Genomic DNA, 18,836 nt, shown 5'->3' with positions numbered 1-18,836 from the left:
CTGCTGTAAAGTTCCATCCCAGCTAATTTTTAAGGCAAGATCAGAGGATTTTGTCGGTCTTTTCCTGCTGGTTTGTCCTGAGCATCAAGCTTGGTTATCTTCTTTGGCACCAGTATTTCCCGTTCTTTCAGGAGGTCATCATTGGTAAAGTAGGGACGCTTCTCGCTGACCACGACAATACCTCGCTGTTTCAGTACTGTCCGGGCTTTCTCCGAAAACAGCGTTTCCTGCGTCAAGGTGCCCGTATTCATCCGTATACCTTCGCTCTTCAGCCGTTGCACCTCTTGCTCTATTGCCTGTTGTGTTGCCGGGCTCAGCAGCGACGGGTCATGTTCGTACTGCATTTTTTCCAGCAGCGTCATTCCGGCTGGAATCGCCACCTGCCCAAGATCATACCAGCTGTTATGAAGGCCATAAGTGATCCCTTTGTTTTGATCAGCCTTGCAGGCTTTGTGGCTGGGGTCTGAACAGACAATAATGCCGGCCTCCTGAGCCATTTTGCGCCGGACGTTGTCGTCAATAAACTGGTTCATTCTCTGCACTGGCTCAGTTGTCCATTCAAAGTTTTCAGAGATCCTGGAGCCATTGTCGTTCAGACCATAGATTTCGGTGTAGTTTTTGTTGCGCTGATCTGGAAGTTGCCCGGTTATTCGCACCAGATCAGCCGCGCCGTGCATGGCGGCTTCGAGATGACGTTGGAATTCAGGCTTGTCGTCAGGCTTGGAAGTAAAATCTCCAGTCAGCTGTGGTGGTAAGTCAAGACGTGTAGCGTCAAAACCCTGAGGTTGAGCCACTGTTAATCCGGGAAAGTCGGTCCCAACCCCGCAACCACGGATAACGTCCATTCGATCCGCAAAGCGTAATATGCGCAGGTACCAGCGCACAGACTCAGACAGGTTCTGCTCATCGCCAGCATTGACATCGTTTTCCTTTTTGATCATCGCCATGGCTATATTATTCAGCAGCTGTTCAGGGTAATGCCCGGCCAGGTCCCGTCTGAAATAAGAAGCTGACCTTGATTCCTCCACTGATTTTGGGACATCCTCGGCAGCCGCATCGTGGTAGATAATTGCCAGAGACAGGAGTTCTTTTTCATCCGGACTCAGAGAACGCTGCTGAAATTTCTTCAGCAATTCCATATACCAGTGCCCGTTATTTCTGGCCCGCAGGACGTGACTGCAGCTGTGCTTCGGTTTCCAGACTGTTGGCATGCTCTGTCTGCCAAGGCTCTGGATTACCCGTTCCGGTCCCGGCCGACGGTAATAATGTTGCAATACCTTCAGGATGGTTTTTTCATTATCGCCGACATCATCAGACAGGACTGGCGGTGCGCTGAATGCGCTCACCACAAACGCTAATCCCTCTGGTTTTTTGGCTGCCAATTGTGTCGCAAGCTTTTGAGAGTCGTTCAGACCGAGAGATTGTTTCAGGTCCGCGATGTCCTGCTCAGCCTGCCGGACATGATTTGGCCAATTCTGGTAGAAAGGATGCGTTTCCCTTTGCTTCCATAGTTTTTCAACCCATTGGATATAATCCGCCACGGAAAAATCATCAATAACTTTCTTGCCGTCGGGGTAATAGCAGTCCAGCGTTCGTTTAACTCTATACAGAGTCTCCAAGTCCAGGTCAGTATAATGAAAGAGGGCTAGTAAGCGGGTCCTGATAATTTCTAGGGGGCGAGAGTGTAAACAGACATCATAGAATACCTCTTTCATGCATTTCTGAAGTTGCTTTTGAGTTTGAGCCCGACAGATTCGGTGAAATTCAACGACGCTTCCCGGGCAATGGATTAAAGATATTCTGCGCAGATGTTTCAGGGTCAGACAATCAAATGGAGCAAAGGCAGCCACCATATAATTCATTGTGCTCGCTGGTATGACCGTTTGCATGTCATCCGCCATGGCGTGAATGCTTGAAATAGCAGTCCCCAGTCTTGCCCCGCTTTGCAGAAGCAGCTGAAGTAAGTGACAAGCTTCTCTCTCCTGTTCGGTTTGCTCCTCACCAGACCCATCGTTTCTGGACCTTTCGGAAACCAGCAAGATGTCAAGTAAAGATCGAACCTTTCCTTCGTAAAAAAAATCCAGGTGAATTGGCAAGCCACTTTCTTTTAATTTCAAAAGCCCCTCATAATTGTAAGAACGAGGATGACTCACCAGCTTGATGGCTTGTTGCATTTTGTGCACCAGGTTCGGTGGGACGCTTAATTCCGAACTCAGTGCCTCTGCCCGCAAAGACATTGGCAGCAGATTTAACAGGGCTCTGAAATGTTCCGGGGCTATGCCCTGTGAAAATGCAAAATCATTAAGAGACTGCTCATTCCTGGCCAATTGTTTACTGTCCAGCTCATCATCAAAACAGACCTCGACAGAACCTGTGTGATGGCAATAAACAGTCAGAGGCAAGGATTTAAGCTTTAATTCCTTTTCACACTGACGCTTGTCCTGCAGGACATCAGCAATATTCATCCCTGCATCCTTGTATACACAGAAGCATTTGATGTCTTCTTTGCCGTAGCTGCTGAGCACCAGTTCCGGGTAATCAAGTGAGCGGGCGACATCGTCGGGTTTCAATTTGGGTAAACTGAACGTCCCGTCGGGCAGCAGATGTCCTGAGGTGAAACGGTGAGGATAAGTTCTCCAGAAGGCTTGATCAGCATGCTCAACAAGTCTACCGAGCAACGATTGCAGATCAGGCAGTAATTTCACTCTCAGAGTATCCGGAGTTACGTCAGGCTCTGCCAAAATCCGTCTCGTGGATGCGTTACGTTTATAGAGGAAGAGGTATTGTGGATCAACAATGCCTACCATCCATTTACCATACCTCTCCGGCACGGGCTCGGTAGGCACCATTCCCCCTGGCAGGGCGAGGGTAAAGGGTCTTGGTACTCCTTTGCCCGAAAAGTAATGGTCTTCTTTAGTCAACTCAATTCGTCGGAACGCCAGAAGCCCACTCTTAGCGGCCCACAGTAGCTCTTGTCGCTCTGACTCTCTGGGGTGGCAGGGTAGCAGCTTGCTGGTTGATTCGCAGACTGTCCATTGGCCGGAGGCAGTTGCCGAATGGGTGTCATAATTTGCTCGCCAGGGAGCCACCGCCCGTAGACGAATTTCAATAGAGGGATCAAAGGATTGCACATGCACGCCCCGCTGGCGCATTCTGCTGAGCATTAAGCTTTGGCACCAGTATTTCCGGTTCTCTCGGGAAGCCCTCGTTGCTGAAGTAGGGACGCTTCTCGCTGACCACGGTAATACCACGCTTTTTCAGCACTTTTCGGGCTTTCTTGGAAGCCAGTGTTTTTTGAGTCAAGGTGCCCAGATTCATTCGTATCCCTTCGCTCTTGAGCCGCTGTATCTCGTTCTTCAACGCCTGTTGTGTTGCCGGACTCAGCAGCGACGGGTCATGTTCGTACTGCATCTTTTCCAGTAGCGTCATTCCGGCTGGAATCTCAACCTGTCCCAGATCATGCCAGCTGTTGTGAATACCACGAATGATCCCTTTTTTCTGATTAGCTTTGCAGGCTTTGTGGCTGGGATCTGAACAGACAATAATGCCAGCTTCCTGTGCCATTTTGCGTCGGACATTGTCGTCAATAAACTGGTTCATTCTCTGCAAAGGCTCGGTTGTCCATTCAAAGTTTTCAGAGATATTGGAGCCACTGTCGTTCAGGCCATAGACTTTGGTGTAGTTTTTTCTGCGATAATCCTGAAGTTGCCCGGTTACCCGCGCCAGATCAGCCGCACCGTGCATGGCAGCTTCCAGATGACGTTGGAATTCACTCTTGCTGTCAGGCTCGGAGCTGAACTCTTTAGTCAGCTGCGCTGGTAAGTCAAGACGTGTAGCGTCAAAACCCGGAGGTCGAGTCATTGTTAAACCGGGAAAATAAGGCGCAACCCCAAAACAACGGATAACGTCCATTCGATCCGCAAAGCGCAATATGCGCAGATACCAGCGCACAGGGTCAGGCAGGTTCTGTTCATCTTTACCATTGACATCGTTTTCTTTGCTGATCATCGCCATTGCCATATCAGCCAGCAGCTGTTCAGGGTAATGCCCGGTCAGATCCCGTTTGAAGTACTCGGCTGACCTTGTTTCTTCCGCTGATTTGTCGACATCTTCGGCAGCTGCATCATGGTAGATAATTGCTAGAGACAGGAGTTCTTTTTCTTCTTTGCTCAGGGAACACTGCTGAAATTTCTTCAGCAATTCCATATACCAGTGCCCATTATTTCTGGCCCGCAGGACATGACTGCAACTGTGCAGGGGTTTCCACACTGCTGGCATGGTCTGTCTGCCCAGACTCTGGATCACCCGCTCCGGTCCCGGTCGGCGGTAATAATGCTGCAATACCTTCAGGATGGTTTTTTCATTGTCGCCGACATTATCTGGCAGGACCGGCGGCTTGCTGAAGGCTTCTACCACAAACTCTAATGCCGCTGGTGCCGTGGCCGCCATGGGTGTTGTCGATGTACCAGAATCGCCCAGACCGAGTGATTGTTTCAGATTCTCTATGTCCCGATGAGCCTGTTGAACATGCTCTGGCCAATTCTGGTACAAAGCATGTGTTTCTCGCTGATCCCATAGTTTTTCAAGCCAGTTGATATAATCATCCTGAGAAATACCCGCAATTACTCCATTACCTTTGGGATATTCCTTCTGCACATAGGATTCAAAAGATTTCAGAACGTTTTTGTCCAGAGAAGCTCCGAAGTGAAACAGGGCCAGCAAGAGAGACTGGATGGTGTCGAGAGAAGGGAGAATACGATCATTCAGATATTGCCGTAATAACTGTTCCAGAGTGTCCTGGCGTTGCGGTTGGCTTAGCCCCCGGCAAATACGGTCAAATTCAATAACGGCTCCCGGACAGGCGGTCAAGGTGATCCTCCTGAGATGAAGCAGAGTCAGGAATTGAAATGGTCTAAAGGCAACCAGCATACAATTCATTATGCCCGGTGGCATTGTACAAGAGAGAGAGTCATCCATCCGGTAAATGAAGCTCAAGCACCACTTTTTCGGCAGACTTGCCCCACTTTGCAAAATCAGCTGAAACATTCGGTAGGCTGTTTCCTCCTGTTTCTGAGTTTGCTCCTGATCAGTTTGTTCGTTTCTGAACATTTCCTGAGTCAGGAGCATTTCAAGCAAAGATTGAAAACGTCCTTTATGAAAAAAAGGCTGGTGAATGGGTAAGCCACCCTGTTTTAATTTCAGAAGCCCCTCGTAACTATAACAACGAGGATTTTGCACCAGCGTGATCGCCTGTTGCAATTTGTGCTTGGCATCTGGTGAGACGGTTAATTCCAGACTCAGTGCCTTTGTCCGCAAAGACATTGGCAGCAGATTCAACATATCTCTGAAATTTTCCGGCGCTATGCCCTGTGAAATCGCAAAATAATCCAGAAAATCCTCATTCCTGGCCAGGTGTTTATTATCCAGCTCATCATCAAAGTAGACCTGAACAGAACCTGTGCGGCAGCAGTAAACAACCAGAGGCAGCGGGTCAAGTTCCAATTCCTTTTCACACAGACGCTTGTCACGCAGAATCTCGGCAATATTTGTCTGTGTATCGTTGTATGCACAGAAGCATTTTATGTCTTCTTTGCCATATTGGGTGAGCACCAGTTCCGGGTAGTCGAGTAAAGGGGTGACATTGCCGATTTTCAATTTTGGTAAACTGAACGTTCCATCCTCTTGCAGATGTCCCGAGGTGAAACGATGAGGATAAGCTCTCCAGAGGACTTGATGGCCATGCTCAAGACGTCTAAGAAGTGATGATTGCAGATCAGGCAGTAGTTTTGCTCGCAGCGTTTCCGGAGTGGCGCTTGAATCTATCAGCAAACGTGAAGTAGCTGCATCATATTTATAGGCATACAGGCATTTTGGATCAACAATGCCTATCATCGATTCACCAAAATCCGTTTTTTGCATGGGCCTGGTGGGCATCATTCCCCCCGGCAGGGCGAGAGTGAAAGGCCTTGGTGCCCCCTTACCCGAAAAGTATTCTTTTTCTTTATACAAATCAATTGCCCGGAGCGCCAGGCGTCCAGTCTCTGCGGCCCGTAGTAGCTCTTGTCGCTTAGACTCCCTGGAAGGACCGGGTAGCAGCCTTCTGGTCGATTCGCAGACTGACCATTGGCCAGAGGCCGTTACCGACTGGGTGTCAGACTTTGATTGCGTGGGAGGGTAAGGGTTTGTGCTGGTTCCCGTTCCCTGGGCAACATTCATGGTAATACTCCTGTAAAACTTATTACTTACCTGCTTTCCTGTGGGGCTACCTTTTTTTGGAGTCACTGGCTGGCAAAAAGTTCCAACTGGCTGGCAAAAAGTTCCACTTTGACTTCATAGCGAGATCAAAGGACTGAGCACGTCCACCCTTCTGGCGCATTTTGCTGGGCATCAAGCTTTGCTCTCTTCTCAGGCACCAGCATTTCCCGTTCTTTCGGGAAACCTTGGTTGGTAAAGTAGGGACGCTTCTCGCTGACCACAGCAATACCCCGCCGTTCCAACACCTTTCGGGCTTCCTCCGAAGTCAGTGTTTTTTGTGTCAAGGTGCCCGGATTCATCCGAATACCTTCGCTCCTCAGCCGTTGCAGCTCTTTCGCTAATGCTTTTTGTGTTGCCGGGCTCAGCAGTGACGGGTCATGTTCGTACTGCATCTTTTCCAGCAGCGTCATTCCGGCAGGAATCGTCACCTGCCTGAGATCATACCAGCTGTTATGAATACCACGAGTGATCCCTTTTTTCTGATCCGCCTTGCAGGCTTTGTGGCTGGGGTCTGAGCAGACAATAATGCCGGCCTGCTGAGCCATTTTGCGGCGGACATTGTCGTCAATAAACTGGTTCATTCTCTGCAAAGGCTCGGTTGTCCATTCAAAGTTTTCAGAGATATTGGAGCCACTGTCGTTCAGGCCATAGACTTTGGTGTAGTTTTTTTTGCGATAATCCTGAAGTTGCCCGGTTACCCGCGCCAGATCAGCCGCACCGTGCATGGCGGCTTCGAGATGACGCTGGAATTCAGTCTTGTTGTCAGGCTCGGCGGTAAAATCTCGAGTCAGCTGCGCTGGCAGGTCAAGACGTGTAGCGTCAAAACCCAGGGTTCGAGTCACCGTTAATCCGGGAAAATCAGCCCCAATCCCACGGCAACGGATAAAGTCCATTCGATCTGCAAAGCGTAATATGCGCAGATACCAGCGCACAGAGTCAGGCAGGTTCTGTTCATCCTTACCCTCGACATCGTTTTCCTTGCTGACCATTGCCAGCACTATATTCTCCAGCAGCTGTTTGGGGTAGTGCCCGGTCAGGTCCCGTTTGAAGTACTCGGCTGACTTTGTTTCTTCCACTGATTTGTCAACATCTTCGGCAGCAGCGTCATGGTAGATAATCGCCAGAGACAGGAGTTCTTTTTCTTCTTTGCCCAGAGAACACTGCTGAAATTTCTTCAGCAATTCCATATACCAGTGCCCATTATTCCTGGCTCGCAGGACATGACTGCAACTGTGCAGGGGTTTCCACACTGCTGGCATAGACTGTCTGCCAAGGCTCTGAACCACTCGTTCCGGTCCCGGACGGCGATAATAATGCAGCAATACCTTCAGGATGGTTTTTTCATTGTCGCCGACATTATCTGGCAGGGTCGGCGGCTTGCTGAAGGCGTCCACCACAAACTTTAATGCCGCCGGTGCCTGAGCTGACAATGCTGTTGCCGATGGGCCAGAATCGACCTGATCGAGAGATTGTTGCAGGTCCTTGATGTCCCGCTCAGCCTGCCGGACACGCTCTGGCCAATTCTGGTACAAAGAATGTGTTGCTCGTTGATCCCACAGTTTTTTAAGCCATGTGATGTAATCATCCGCAGAAAAATCAGCAATAACTTTCTTACCTTCAGGATATTCCTTACGCAAATAGGATTGAAAAGAGTTCAGAAAGTTTTTGTTCAGGGAAGCTCCGAAGCAAAACAGGGCTAGCAACTGAGACTCGACGGTGTCGAGAGTGGGGCGGTAACAATCGTTCAAATGTTGCCGCAATATCTGTTCCAGAGCGTCCTGCCGTTGCTGTTGACTAAGCCCCTGGCAAATGCGGTCAAATTCAACAAGGGCTCCCGGACAGGTGGACAAAGCGATCTTCCTGAGATGGAGCAGAGTCAGGAATTGAATGGGTCTAAAGGCAACCAGCATACAATTCATTATGCCCGGTGGCATTATATAATGGTCAAATCTGTCCATTCGGTAAATGAAATCCAGGCACCACTTTTTCGGCAAACTTGCCCCACTTTGCAAAATCAGCCGAAACATTCGGTAGGCTGTTTCTTCCTGTTGCTGAGATTGCTCCTGAACAGAGTTTTCGTTTCTGATCATTTCCAGAACAGTGTTTTCGTTTCTGATCATTTCCTGAGTCAGGAGCATTTCAAGCAAAGATTCAAAATCTCCTTCCTGAAAAAAAGGCTGGTGAATTGCCAAGCCACTCTGTTTTAATTTCAGAAGCTCCTCGTAACTGTAAAAACGAGGATTAGTGACCAGTTTGATGGCCTGTTGTAATTTGTGACTGGCATCTGGAGAGACGGTTAATTCCGAACTCAGTGCCTCTGTCCGCAAAGACATTGGCAGTAGATTCAACATGGCTCTGAAATTTTCCGGGGCTATGCCCTGTGAAATCGCAAAATAATCCAGAGAATCTTCATTCCTGGCCAGGTGTTTATTGTTCAGCTCATCATCAAAATAAACCTCAACAGAACCTGTGCGATAGCAATATATAACCAGAGGCAGGGGGGATTTAATCTTCAATACCTTTTCACACTGACGCTTGTCCCCCAGGATCTCGGCAATATTTATCTGTGCATCTTTGTATGCACAGAAGCATTTGATGTCTTTTTTGTCATATTGGGTGAGCACCAGTTCCGGGTAGTCGAGTAAAGGGGTGTCATTGTCGGATTTCAATTTTGGTAAACTGAACGTTCCATCCTCTTGCAGATGTCCTGAGGTAAAACGATGAGGATAAACTCTCCAGATGACCTGATTGCCATGCTCAAGACGTCTATTGAGCGATGATTGCAGATCAGGCAATAGTTTTGCACGCAGTGTTTCCGGAGTGACGCCGGGCTCTATCAGCACACGTCCAGTAAATGCATCACATTTATAGACATACAGGCATTGTGGATCAACAATGCCTACCATCCATTTACCAAAATCTGCTTTTGGCATGGGCCTAGTGGGCATCATTCCCCCCGGCAGGGCGATTGTGAAGGGCCTTGGTGCCCTCTGACCCGAGAAGTAATCGTTTTCTATATTCAATCTGATTCGCCGAAACGCCAGGCGTCCAGTCTCAGCGGCCTGCAGTAGCTCTTGTCGCTCAGACTCCCTGGAAGGACCAGGTAGCAGCCTGCTGGTCGATTCGCAGACTGTCCATTGGCCAGAGGCCGTTACCGACTGGGTGTCAGACTTTGATTGTGTGGAAGGGTAAAGGTTTGCAGAGGTTCCCGTTCCGTGAGTAACATTCATTCGAAATATCCAAAATTAATATTTACCACTTTCGTAAAGGTGATTTCTGCGCTTTTAGAGTGACTGGCTGGAAAAAAGTTCCATGATCGAGGGGGGAGAGTATGAATTCACATAGTACCTCTTTAATGAATTGTTGTCGTTGCTCTTGACTGGGTTTCCGGGTGGATGGTCAATCAAATTTATGGTTGTCCTTGTTTCTTCTTCTTTTGCTTTTCTGAAGTAATTGTTTGGTATCAGGTTATTTTAATTTTTTCATAATTTCTTCACAAATAGGAAAAATTGTTTTAAATAATTCCTCGTTATCCTTCCCTGCTTTGTCTGGGTGTATTCTTAATAACAGCTTTTTATATTTTTTCCTGAACTCATCTCTGCTTGGTATTCCTTGTATTTTAAAATCGGATAAGTTGGGGGCAATTAATAGACGATTGTACCTCTCAAGTAACTGAGCTCTGTCACTCATTTCAACAGATTCATAAGTTTTGTATGAGTTATCTGACCCTGACGAACGGCTATCAGATTCAGCCTCAGACTCTGAGCAATAACTGCGATCAGATCCGTAAACAGTTTTTGTTGACGAACGGCAACCAGTCTCAGAGTAAGATGTTAACCCTGAAAAACTGTAGCTTTCAGATTTAAAACCGGTCTTTTTTGACGAATGACTATCAGTTTCGGAACTCGATGAGATTATTCTTTCAGAAACCTTTGTCTGTTTTTGATGCCTTCCATACTTTTTTGGTATTTCCTTTTTTTTCTCCCTATTGTCAGGTTCATCTTCCCTTAGCCGAAATGAGGAGCGTATACCGGCTTTGCTGCCATATTGAACTCCTGTTCATTAAATCACCCGGGACCGGCTCATTGCGAATGGCCCCGATAGTTAGAGTGATTAACTGGGAAAAAGTTCCGGCAAGGTCCTATTACCCGAAGCGGCATGGACTTTATAGCAAGATCAAAGGATTGTTCATGCCAACCTGCTGGCGTGTTCTCAATCAAGCTTGGCTATCTTTTTTGGCACCAGCATTTTCCGTTTTCTCGGGAAGCCATCGTTGTTAAAGTAGGGACGCTTCTCGCTGACCACGATAATACCGCGCTCCCTCAGCACTTTTTGGGCTTCCTCCGAATACAGCGTTTCCTGGGTCAAGGTGCCCGGGTTCATCCGTATACCTTCGCTCTTCAGTCGCTGCACCTCTTGTGCTATGGCCTGTTGTGTTGTCTGGCTGAGCAGCGAAGGGTCATGTTCGTACTGCATCTTTTCCAGCAGCGTCATTCCGGCCGGAAGCTTTACCTGCCCCAGGTCATACCAGCTGTTATGAACACCATAAGTGATCCCTTTGTTCTGATCCGCCTTGCAGGCTTGGTGGTTGGGGTCTGAACAGACAATAATCCCGGCCGCCTGAGCGATTTTGCGCCGGACATTGTCGTCAATAAACTGGTCCATTCTCTTTACTGGCTCAGTTGTCCATTCAAAGTTTTCAGAGATCTTTGCGCCATTGTCGTCCAGACCGTAGACTTGGGTGTGGTTTTTTTTGCGCTGATCAAGAAGTTGCCCGGTTATCCGCGCCAGATCAGCCGCACCATGCATGGCGGCTTCCAGATGTCGTTGGAATTCACTCTTGTTGCAAGACCAGGAGCTAAACTCACTGGTCAGATGTGATGGTAAGTCAAGACGTGTAGCGTCAAAACCCAGAGGTCGAGTCACCGTTAATCCGGGAAAATCAGCACCAACCCCGCAACCACGGATAACATCCATTCGATCTGCAAAGCGTAATATGCGCAGATACCAGCGCACAGCGTCAGGCAGGTTCTGCTCCTCTTTACCCTTAACATCGTTTTCTTTGCTGACTATCGCCTTTGCCATATCAGCCAGCAGCTTTTCAGGGTAGTGTCCGGCCAGATCCCGTTTGAAATAATCAGCTGAGCTTGATTCTTCCGCTGATTTGTCGACATCTTCGGCAGCCGCGTCATGGTAGATAATCGCCAGCGACAGGAGTTCTTTTTCTTGTTCTTTCAGGGAGCACTGCTGAAATTTCTCCAGCAATTCCATATACCAGAGCCCATTATTTCTGGCCCGCAGGACATGACTGCAACTGTGCAGTGGTTTCCACACGGTTGGCATGGTTTGCATGCCAAGGCTCTGGATCACCCGTTCCGGTCCCGGACGGCGGTAATAATGTTGCAATACCTTCAGGATGGTTTTTTCATTATCGCCGACAAGATCAGGCAGGACTGGCGCTGTGCCGAAGGCGTCCACCACAAACTTTAATGCCGCTGGTGTTTCGGTTGCCAATGGCGTTGCCAGATTGTGAGAATCGTCCAGACCGAGAGATTGTCTCAGATCTTTGATGTCCTGCTGAGCCTGCCGGACACGCTTTGGCCAATTCTGGTAGAAAGGATATGTTTCCCGTTGCTCCCATAGTTTTTTGACCCATTTGACATAATCAGCCACGGGAAAATCATCAATGATATTTTCATCTTCTTCGCAATACCTATCGAGATAGGATTCAAGACTATCCAGAACGTTTTTGTCCACGGAAATCTGGTAATGAAACAGGGCCAATAAGCTGAGCTGAATATGTTTGAGGGTTATATTCCAGAGAGTTACCACATATTTTAATACCCTTCTCAGGCAATCCTGCTGCTGCCGTTTACTGAGACCGCGACAGATACGGTCAAATTCAACGACGCTTCCCGGACAGCCGGTCAAAGGGTACCACTTGAGATGTTCCAGAGTCAGGAACTCAAATGGAGCAGAGGTAGCCACAAAACAATCGAATATTCCAGCCGGGATTACAGGTACGCGGGGACCATCCATGTTCTTAATGCGATAAAAATACTCCTCCAGCCTTGCACCGCTGCGCAGAAGCAACTGACATAAGCGCCGGGCTTCGTCCTCCTGTTTCAGGGTCTGCTCGTGTTCTGGCTGGTCGTTTCTGGACACTTCGGAATCCAGCAGCATGCCAAGTAAAGATTGAACTTTTCCTTTATGAAAAAAACACTGGTGAATTGGCAAGCCACTTTGTTTTAACTCCAGAAGCTTCTCATAACTGTAAACAAAGGGATCACTTACCAGCTCGATGGCCTGTTGTTGTTTGTGTATGACATCCGGATCAACTGAGACGGTTGATTCCGAACTCAGTGCCTTTGCCCGCAAAGACATTGGCAGCAGATTCAAGATGTCTCTGAAATGGTCTGGAGCCAAGCCCTGTGAAAACGCTAAATCATCCAGAGATCGCTCATTCCTGGTCAGATATGGACTGTCCAGCTCATCAGCAAAATAGACCTGTACAGAACCTGTGCGGTGGCAATAAACAACCAGAGGCAAAGGTCCGGTCTTCAATACCTTTTCACACTGGTGCTTGTCCTTCAGGATGTCGGAAATATTTATCTGTGCATCCTTATATACGCAAAAGCATTTGATGTCTTTTTTACTGTATTTGTTGAGCAACAGTTCCGGGAAGTCAAATAAGCGGGTGCCATCGTCGAGTTTCAATTTTGGTAAACTGAATGTCCCATCCGCTTGCAGATGGCCTGAGGTGAAACGATGAGGGTAAATTTTCCAAATGATCTGATTGCAACGCTCAAGACGTACATCGAGCAATGATTGCAGGTGAGGTAGTAGTTTTATTAACAGTTGTTCCGGAGATTTGCCGTACTGGAGGTATCTGGTCTCTGCATCACGTTTATAGACATACAGGCATTCTGGATCAACAATGCCTACCATACATTGACCTAACCCTTCTGGCATGGCCTCATTGGGCATCATTTCCCCCGGCAGGGCGAGAGTGAAGGGTCTTGGTGCCCCCTGAACTGAAAAGTAATTGTCTTCTTCAGTCAATTTAATTCGCCGGAACGCCAGGCGTCCACTTTCAGCGGCCAGCAATAGCTTATGTCGCTCAGATTCCCTGGAAGGATCGGGCAGCAGCCTGCTAGTGGATTCGCAGACTGTCCATTGGCCAGAGGCCTTTACCGACTGGGTGTCAGACTTTGATTGAGGGGGTGAGTACAGGCCCGCAGAGGCTCCTTTGCCTTGTTGGACTGGATTCATAGTAATATTCCTGTAAAACTTATCATTTACCCACTTACTTATGGAGGTCTTCCTTTTTTAGAGTAAATGGCTAGCAGCCTGTCGGACTTAAGCGTCCGTAGCGAGGATTGCAAGAAATTGAGGATAAAAATCTCTGTTTCTGAGGAGAATAGCGAGCTATTTGACGAAGAAACAGAGATTTTTAGACCAATTTATTGCAACCGCACGACTGCATGGATGCAGGAGCTAGAGCAACGCAGGAGCAGTTGCCGTGTAGGACAGTCTTAAGTCCGACAGGCTGCTGCGAAAATTTCCGTCAGGTTCTTACTGCCCTCAATAATAGTTTTTAACAAGAACTTGTTATTGTGATATTGCAATTAACGCTTTTTCATAAAACATCGAGAGGGTTCCAAAATAAGGGGCATCAGGATCATTATCCAAAAACCTTTTAATATTTTCTTCACCTTTTATATTTCTGCTCAAAAGCGCTTTCGAAAGCACTTCAGCATCCTTAACCAATGTATTCCTGAGGCTTTGCAGAAAGCTGGGTTCATAGCGTGGGTGTGATTTAATAAATTCGTCCAATTTCGCATGAAATACAGAAGAGCCAACATTGTTTGCAGTGCTTGTAGGGTTCATAAAAATACTCCGTTATCAAGTTATCCTATTTAGTTAGACAACAACCCCCCTTGGGAAGTTCCTGCCCTATTAACCAGCTTTTCACTTTCTGCCGGAAAGCAGATTTCCGGACGTCATAACTGGGACTGAAATACAACGAAAAGGGAAAGCTGCTCTAAGCATCCCGCACTGGAAATGAGCTGAGCTACCAGGCAAGTTTGCTGGGAATTATTTATAACTCAAAATTATAATCGGAAAATTTCGAGGTGTGGTTTCTGCATATAACTAAACATCTCAGTAACCCCTGAAGTTACTAGTGTAGTGCGTCGTTCTTTTTGCAACTTAACCGGCGATTAGCCCGAACGACTTTTTCTAAGATATCATTTGCCTTAGCAGTCCAGATAAACGGCTTTGGATTTTGATTATGCTTTTCAATATATTCATCAATCGCACTGACTAGCTGTGGCACACTGACAAACACACCACGGCGTAAACGCTGACTCGTGAGATCCCGAAAAAATCTCTCAACCATGTTTAACCATGATGCTGACGTTGGCGTAAAGTGCATATGAAAACGAGGATGTTTTTCCAGCCATTCTCGCACCTTCGGGTGTTTGTGAGTCGCATAGTTGTCGCAAATCAGGTGCAGCTCTTTGTCTTTTGCCGTTTCCCTATTTATCTGTTTAAGAAACTTCAACCATTCCACATGGGTATGACGCTGCTGGCACTGACCGATGACAGCACCATCAAGTACATTCAGTGCTGCAAAGAGAGTGGTTGTACCATGTCGTTTATAATCATGAGTCATTGTTGCGGCACGCCCTTTCTTCAACGGTAAGCCAGGCTGTGTTCGATCGAGTGCCTGAACCTGACTTTTTTCATCACAGCACAGCACCAACGCATGTTCAGGAGGAGACAGATAGAGTCCGACAATATCTTCAAGCTTCTCCACAAATTTCGGGTCTCGGGACACCTTGAATGTCTTTTCCAGGTGAGGCTTGAGGCCATATGCATGCCATATCCGGCGAACACTTCTCTCACTGATACCGCTAACAGCAGCCATAGTTCGGGTGCTCCAGTGAGTGGCATTTTCCGGAAGGGTGTTTGTGGTCAGACTCACAATCTCAGCAGCATCAATCTTCTTTTTACGGCCACTGCGAGCTCGATCCTGTTCAATCCCGGAGAAGCCTTCCTGAGCATATCGGTCACGCCAGCGGCTGACCTGATGACGACCGATCTTCAGTATTTGCGCAATCTCAAGATTGCTTTTTCCTTCTGCAGAGAGAAGAACAATCTGGGCACGGCGGGCCAAGCGAAGAGGGCAAGTATTTGATGAAGTAATCTTTCTGAGTCGTATTTCTTCAGAAGCATCAAGTATTATCTCTGTGGCAACTCGCATAGTAAAAACAGGCAGTGGTTGGAATAACATCCATAGTAGACCGTTAGGAGTCTTTATGTACTGTTAATTAGGTCGCACTACACTAGTTTTAGTCCTTTTTTTGTCGTTGGTTGTTTGATCTGGGAGACCCTTGCATTTTTACAGCAGATCAAAGGATTTTTGTCGGCCCACCCCTGCTGGTTTGCTCCGGGCATCAGGCTTTGGCATCTTCTTTGGCACCAGCATTTCCGGTTCTCTAAGGTCGTCTTTGTTGGTAAAAAAGTAGGGACGCTTCTCGCTGATCACGGCAATACTCCGATCCTTCAGCACTTTTCGGGCTTCCTCCGAAGCCAGTGTTTTCTGCTTTAAGGTGCCCGGATTCATCCGTATACCTTCGCTCCTCAGACGCTCTACTTCTTTTTCCAATGCCTGTCGTGTTGTCAGGCTCAGCAGTGACGGGTCATGTTCGTATTGCATCTTTTCCAGCAGCGTCATTCCGGCTGGAAGCTTTACCTGCCCCAGGTCATACCCGCTGTTATGGATACCATAAGTAATCCCTTTGTTCTGATCAGCCTTGCAGGCTTTGTGGTCAGGATCTGAACAGATAATGATTCCGGCCTCCCGGGCTATTTTGCGGCGGACATTGTCGTCAATAAACTGGTTCATTCTCTGCACTGGCTCAGTGGTCCATTCAAAGTTTTCAGAGATCTTTGAGCCATTGTTGCTCAGACCGTAGACTTGGGTGTAGTTTTTTTTGCGCCAATCCAGAAGTTGCCCGGTTACCCGCGCCAGATCAGCCGCACCGTGCATGGCGGCTTCCAGATGGCGTTGGAATTCACTCTTGTTGTCAGGCTCGGAGCTAAACTCCCTGGTCAGCTGCAATGGTAAGTCAAGACGACTGGCATCAAAACCCCGGGTTCGAGTCACCGTTAATCCGGGAAAATCAGCCCCAACCCCGCAACCACGGATAACGTCCATTCGATCCGCAAAGCGTAAGATGCGCAGATACCAACGCACTGACACAGAGAGGTTCTGCTCGTCTTTACCCTTGACATCGTTTTCCTTGTTGATCATTGCCTCGGCCATATCATTCAGAAGCTGTTCAGGGTAGCGTCTGGCCAGGTCCCGTTTGAAATACTTGGCTGAACTTGTTTCTTCCACTGATTTGTCGACATCTTCGGCAGCCGCATCATGGTAGATAATCGCCAGCGACAGGAGTTCTTTTTCGTCCGGGCGCAAGGAGCATTGTTGAAATTTCTCCAGCAATTCCATATACCAGTGACCATTATTTCTGGCCCGCAGGACGTGACTGCAGCTGTGCTGAGGTTTCCATACTGTTGGCATGTTTTGCATGGCAAGGCTCTGGATCACCCGTTCCGGTCCTGGACGGCGGTAATAATGCTGCAATACCTTCAGGATGGTTTTTTCATTATCGCCGACATTGTCAGGCAGGACTGGCGGTCTGCTGAACGCCTCCACCACAAACTTTAATGCCGTTGGTACCTGCGCTGCCAATGGTGTTGCCGATGCGCCGGTATCGTTCAGGCCGAGAGATTTTTTCAGGTCCTCAACTTCCCGCTGAGCCTGCCGGACATGCTCTGGCCAATTTTGGTAGAAAGGATATGTTTCCCGTTGATCCCGAAGGTTTTTAAGCCATTTGATATAACCATTCAGAGATAAATCTTCAATAATCTTCTTACCATTACCATATCTGCTCGCATGATAGACTTTAACGCGATTCAGAACGTCATTGTCCAGAGAAGCTCCGTAATGGAACAGGGCCAGTAAGAGGGACTGGAGGGTGTTGAGAGTAGGAGGATCAAAGCCAACCACATGGTGTATTATTAGCTGTTCCAGAAAGCTTTGCCGCTGCAGTTGGGTGCATTCCCGGCAGACTCGGTCAAATTCAATGACGTTTCCCGGGCAACCGGTTAAAGGTAGTCTCCGGAGATGATTCAGGGTCAGAAAATCAAATGGAGCAAAGGCAGCCAAAACATAGTTCATTATGCTCGGTGGTATTAATGGGTGTAAGCCATCATCCATATTGAAAATGGGTCGAAAATTCTTTTCCAGCCTTGCACCGCTTTGCAGAAGCAGCTGACATAAGCGGCAGGCTTCGTCCGCCTGTTTCCGGGTTTGCTCGTGCTTTGGCTGACTGTCTCTGATCAATTCGGAAACCAGTAACATTCCAAGTAAAGATTGAACACGTCCTTCATGAGAAAAAGACTGGTGAATTGACAAGCCACTTTGTTTCAATTCCAGAAGCCTCTGATAACTGTAGTGACAGGGATTACTGACCAGCTTGATGGCCTCTTGCAGTCTGTGCCTGGCATCCGGGCCTGGTGAGAAGATTGATTCCGAACTCAGTGCCTCTGCCCGCAATGACATTGGCAGCAGATTCAACATGGCTCTGAAATGGTTTGAGCTTATGCCCTGTGAGAGCGCAAAATCATTCAGAGAACGCTCATTCATGTACATCCGTGAACTCTCCAGCTCATCACCAAAATAGACCTGTACAGAACCTGTGCGGTGGCAATAAACCACCAGAGGCAAGGGTCCAAGCTTCAATTCCTCTTCACACCGACGCTTGTCACATAGGATATTGTAAATATTTTTCTGGGCATCGTTGTAAACACAAAAGCATTTGATGTCTTCTTTGCTGTAGTGAGTGAGCAGCAGCTCCGGGAAATCATCATGGGTGTTATAAGGGCCAGATTTCAATTTTGGCAAACTGAACGTCCCGTCTGGCAGCAGATGTCCCGAAGTGAAATAAGGAGGATAAATTTTCCAGAAGACTTGATTGCCACGCTCGAAACGTTTATCGAGCAGTGATTGCAGATCAGGCAGCATTTTTGCCAGCATTTTTTCCGGAGTGACACCAGGCACTTTCATCATCAGCGATCTGGTCCCTGCATTACGTTTGTAGACATACAGGCATTGTGGATCAACAATGCCTACCATCCATTTGCCATAACCTTCTGGCACAGGCTGGGTGGGCATCATTCTCCCTGGCAGGGCGAGGGTGAAAGGTCTTGGTGTTCTCTTGCCTGAAAAATATTGTGCTTCTTCAAACAAATTAATTCGCCGAAACGCCAGGCGTCCACTCTCAGCGGCCAACAGTAGCTGTTGTCGCTCAGACTCCCTGGAAGGATCGGGTTGCAGCCTGCTGGTGGATTCGCAGACTGTCCATTGGCCAGAGGCCTTAACCGACTGGGTGTCAGACTTTGATTGAGGGGGAAGATACAGGCTTGCAGAGGTTCCTGTTCCTTGGGCAGCATCCATGGTAATACTCCTGTAAAACAAACTACTTATCTACTTCCATAAGGGGTGCTTA

8 protein-coding genes are annotated in these 18,836 nt (G+C 47.9%); all 8 read right to left on the bottom strand.

The genetic code is table 11. The annotated features are described in order from the left end of the window. Positions 1-29: 29 nt before the first annotated feature. Positions 30-3,164, bottom strand: coding sequence for a hypothetical protein (locus tag ACOMHB_RS21275; protein WP_448218105.1), 3,135 nt, complete (start codon positions 3,162-3,164; stop codon positions 30-32). Then, positions 3,118-6,216 carry a SidE phosphodiesterase domain-containing protein gene (locus ACOMHB_RS21270; protein WP_448218104.1) on the bottom strand — a complete coding sequence of 1,033 codons (3,099 nt, stop codon included), beginning with the start codon at positions 6,214-6,216 and terminating at the stop codon, positions 3,118-3,120. Before ACOMHB_RS21270 ends, ACOMHB_RS21275 begins: the two co-directional genes overlap by 47 nt. Positions 6,217-6,341: 125 nt before the next feature. After that, complete coding sequence (locus tag ACOMHB_RS21265) at positions 6,342-9,485, bottom strand: hypothetical protein (protein WP_448218103.1); 3,144 nt, start codon at positions 9,483-9,485, stop codon at positions 6,342-6,344. Between the two features lie 238 nt (positions 9,486-9,723). Further along, entirely contained in the window at positions 9,724-9,945 is a 222-nt protein-coding gene (locus tag ACOMHB_RS21260) for a hypothetical protein (RefSeq protein ID WP_448218102.1), read from the bottom strand. A 522-nt stretch (positions 9,946-10,467) separates the two neighbouring features. Beyond that, positions 10,468-13,527 (bottom strand): hypothetical protein, encoded by a 3,060-nt coding sequence (locus tag ACOMHB_RS21255; protein WP_448218101.1) that lies wholly within the window; start codon positions 13,525-13,527, stop codon positions 10,468-10,470. 339 nt (positions 13,528-13,866) lie between these two features. After that, positions 13,867-14,145: a hypothetical protein gene (locus ACOMHB_RS21250; protein ID WP_448218100.1), complete on the bottom strand. Its 279-nt coding sequence runs from the start codon at positions 14,143-14,145 to the stop codon at positions 13,867-13,869. A gap of 292 nt (positions 14,146-14,437) precedes the next feature. Continuing rightward, entirely contained in the window at positions 14,438-15,523 is a 1,086-nt protein-coding gene (locus ACOMHB_RS21245; RefSeq protein WP_448218589.1) for an IS630 family transposase, read from the bottom strand. A gap of 138 nt (positions 15,524-15,661) precedes the next feature. After that, positions 15,662-18,784 carry a hypothetical protein gene (locus ACOMHB_RS21240; protein ID WP_448218099.1) on the bottom strand — a complete coding sequence of 1,041 codons (3,123 nt, stop codon included), beginning with the start codon at positions 18,782-18,784 and terminating at the stop codon, positions 15,662-15,664. Positions 18,785-18,836: the final 52 nt, after the last annotated feature.

Source organism: Endozoicomonas sp. 2B-B, assembly GCF_053470045.1.
The sequence above is the reverse complement of the archived record's forward strand: the minus strand, read 5'-3'. Positions and strand labels throughout refer to the sequence as shown.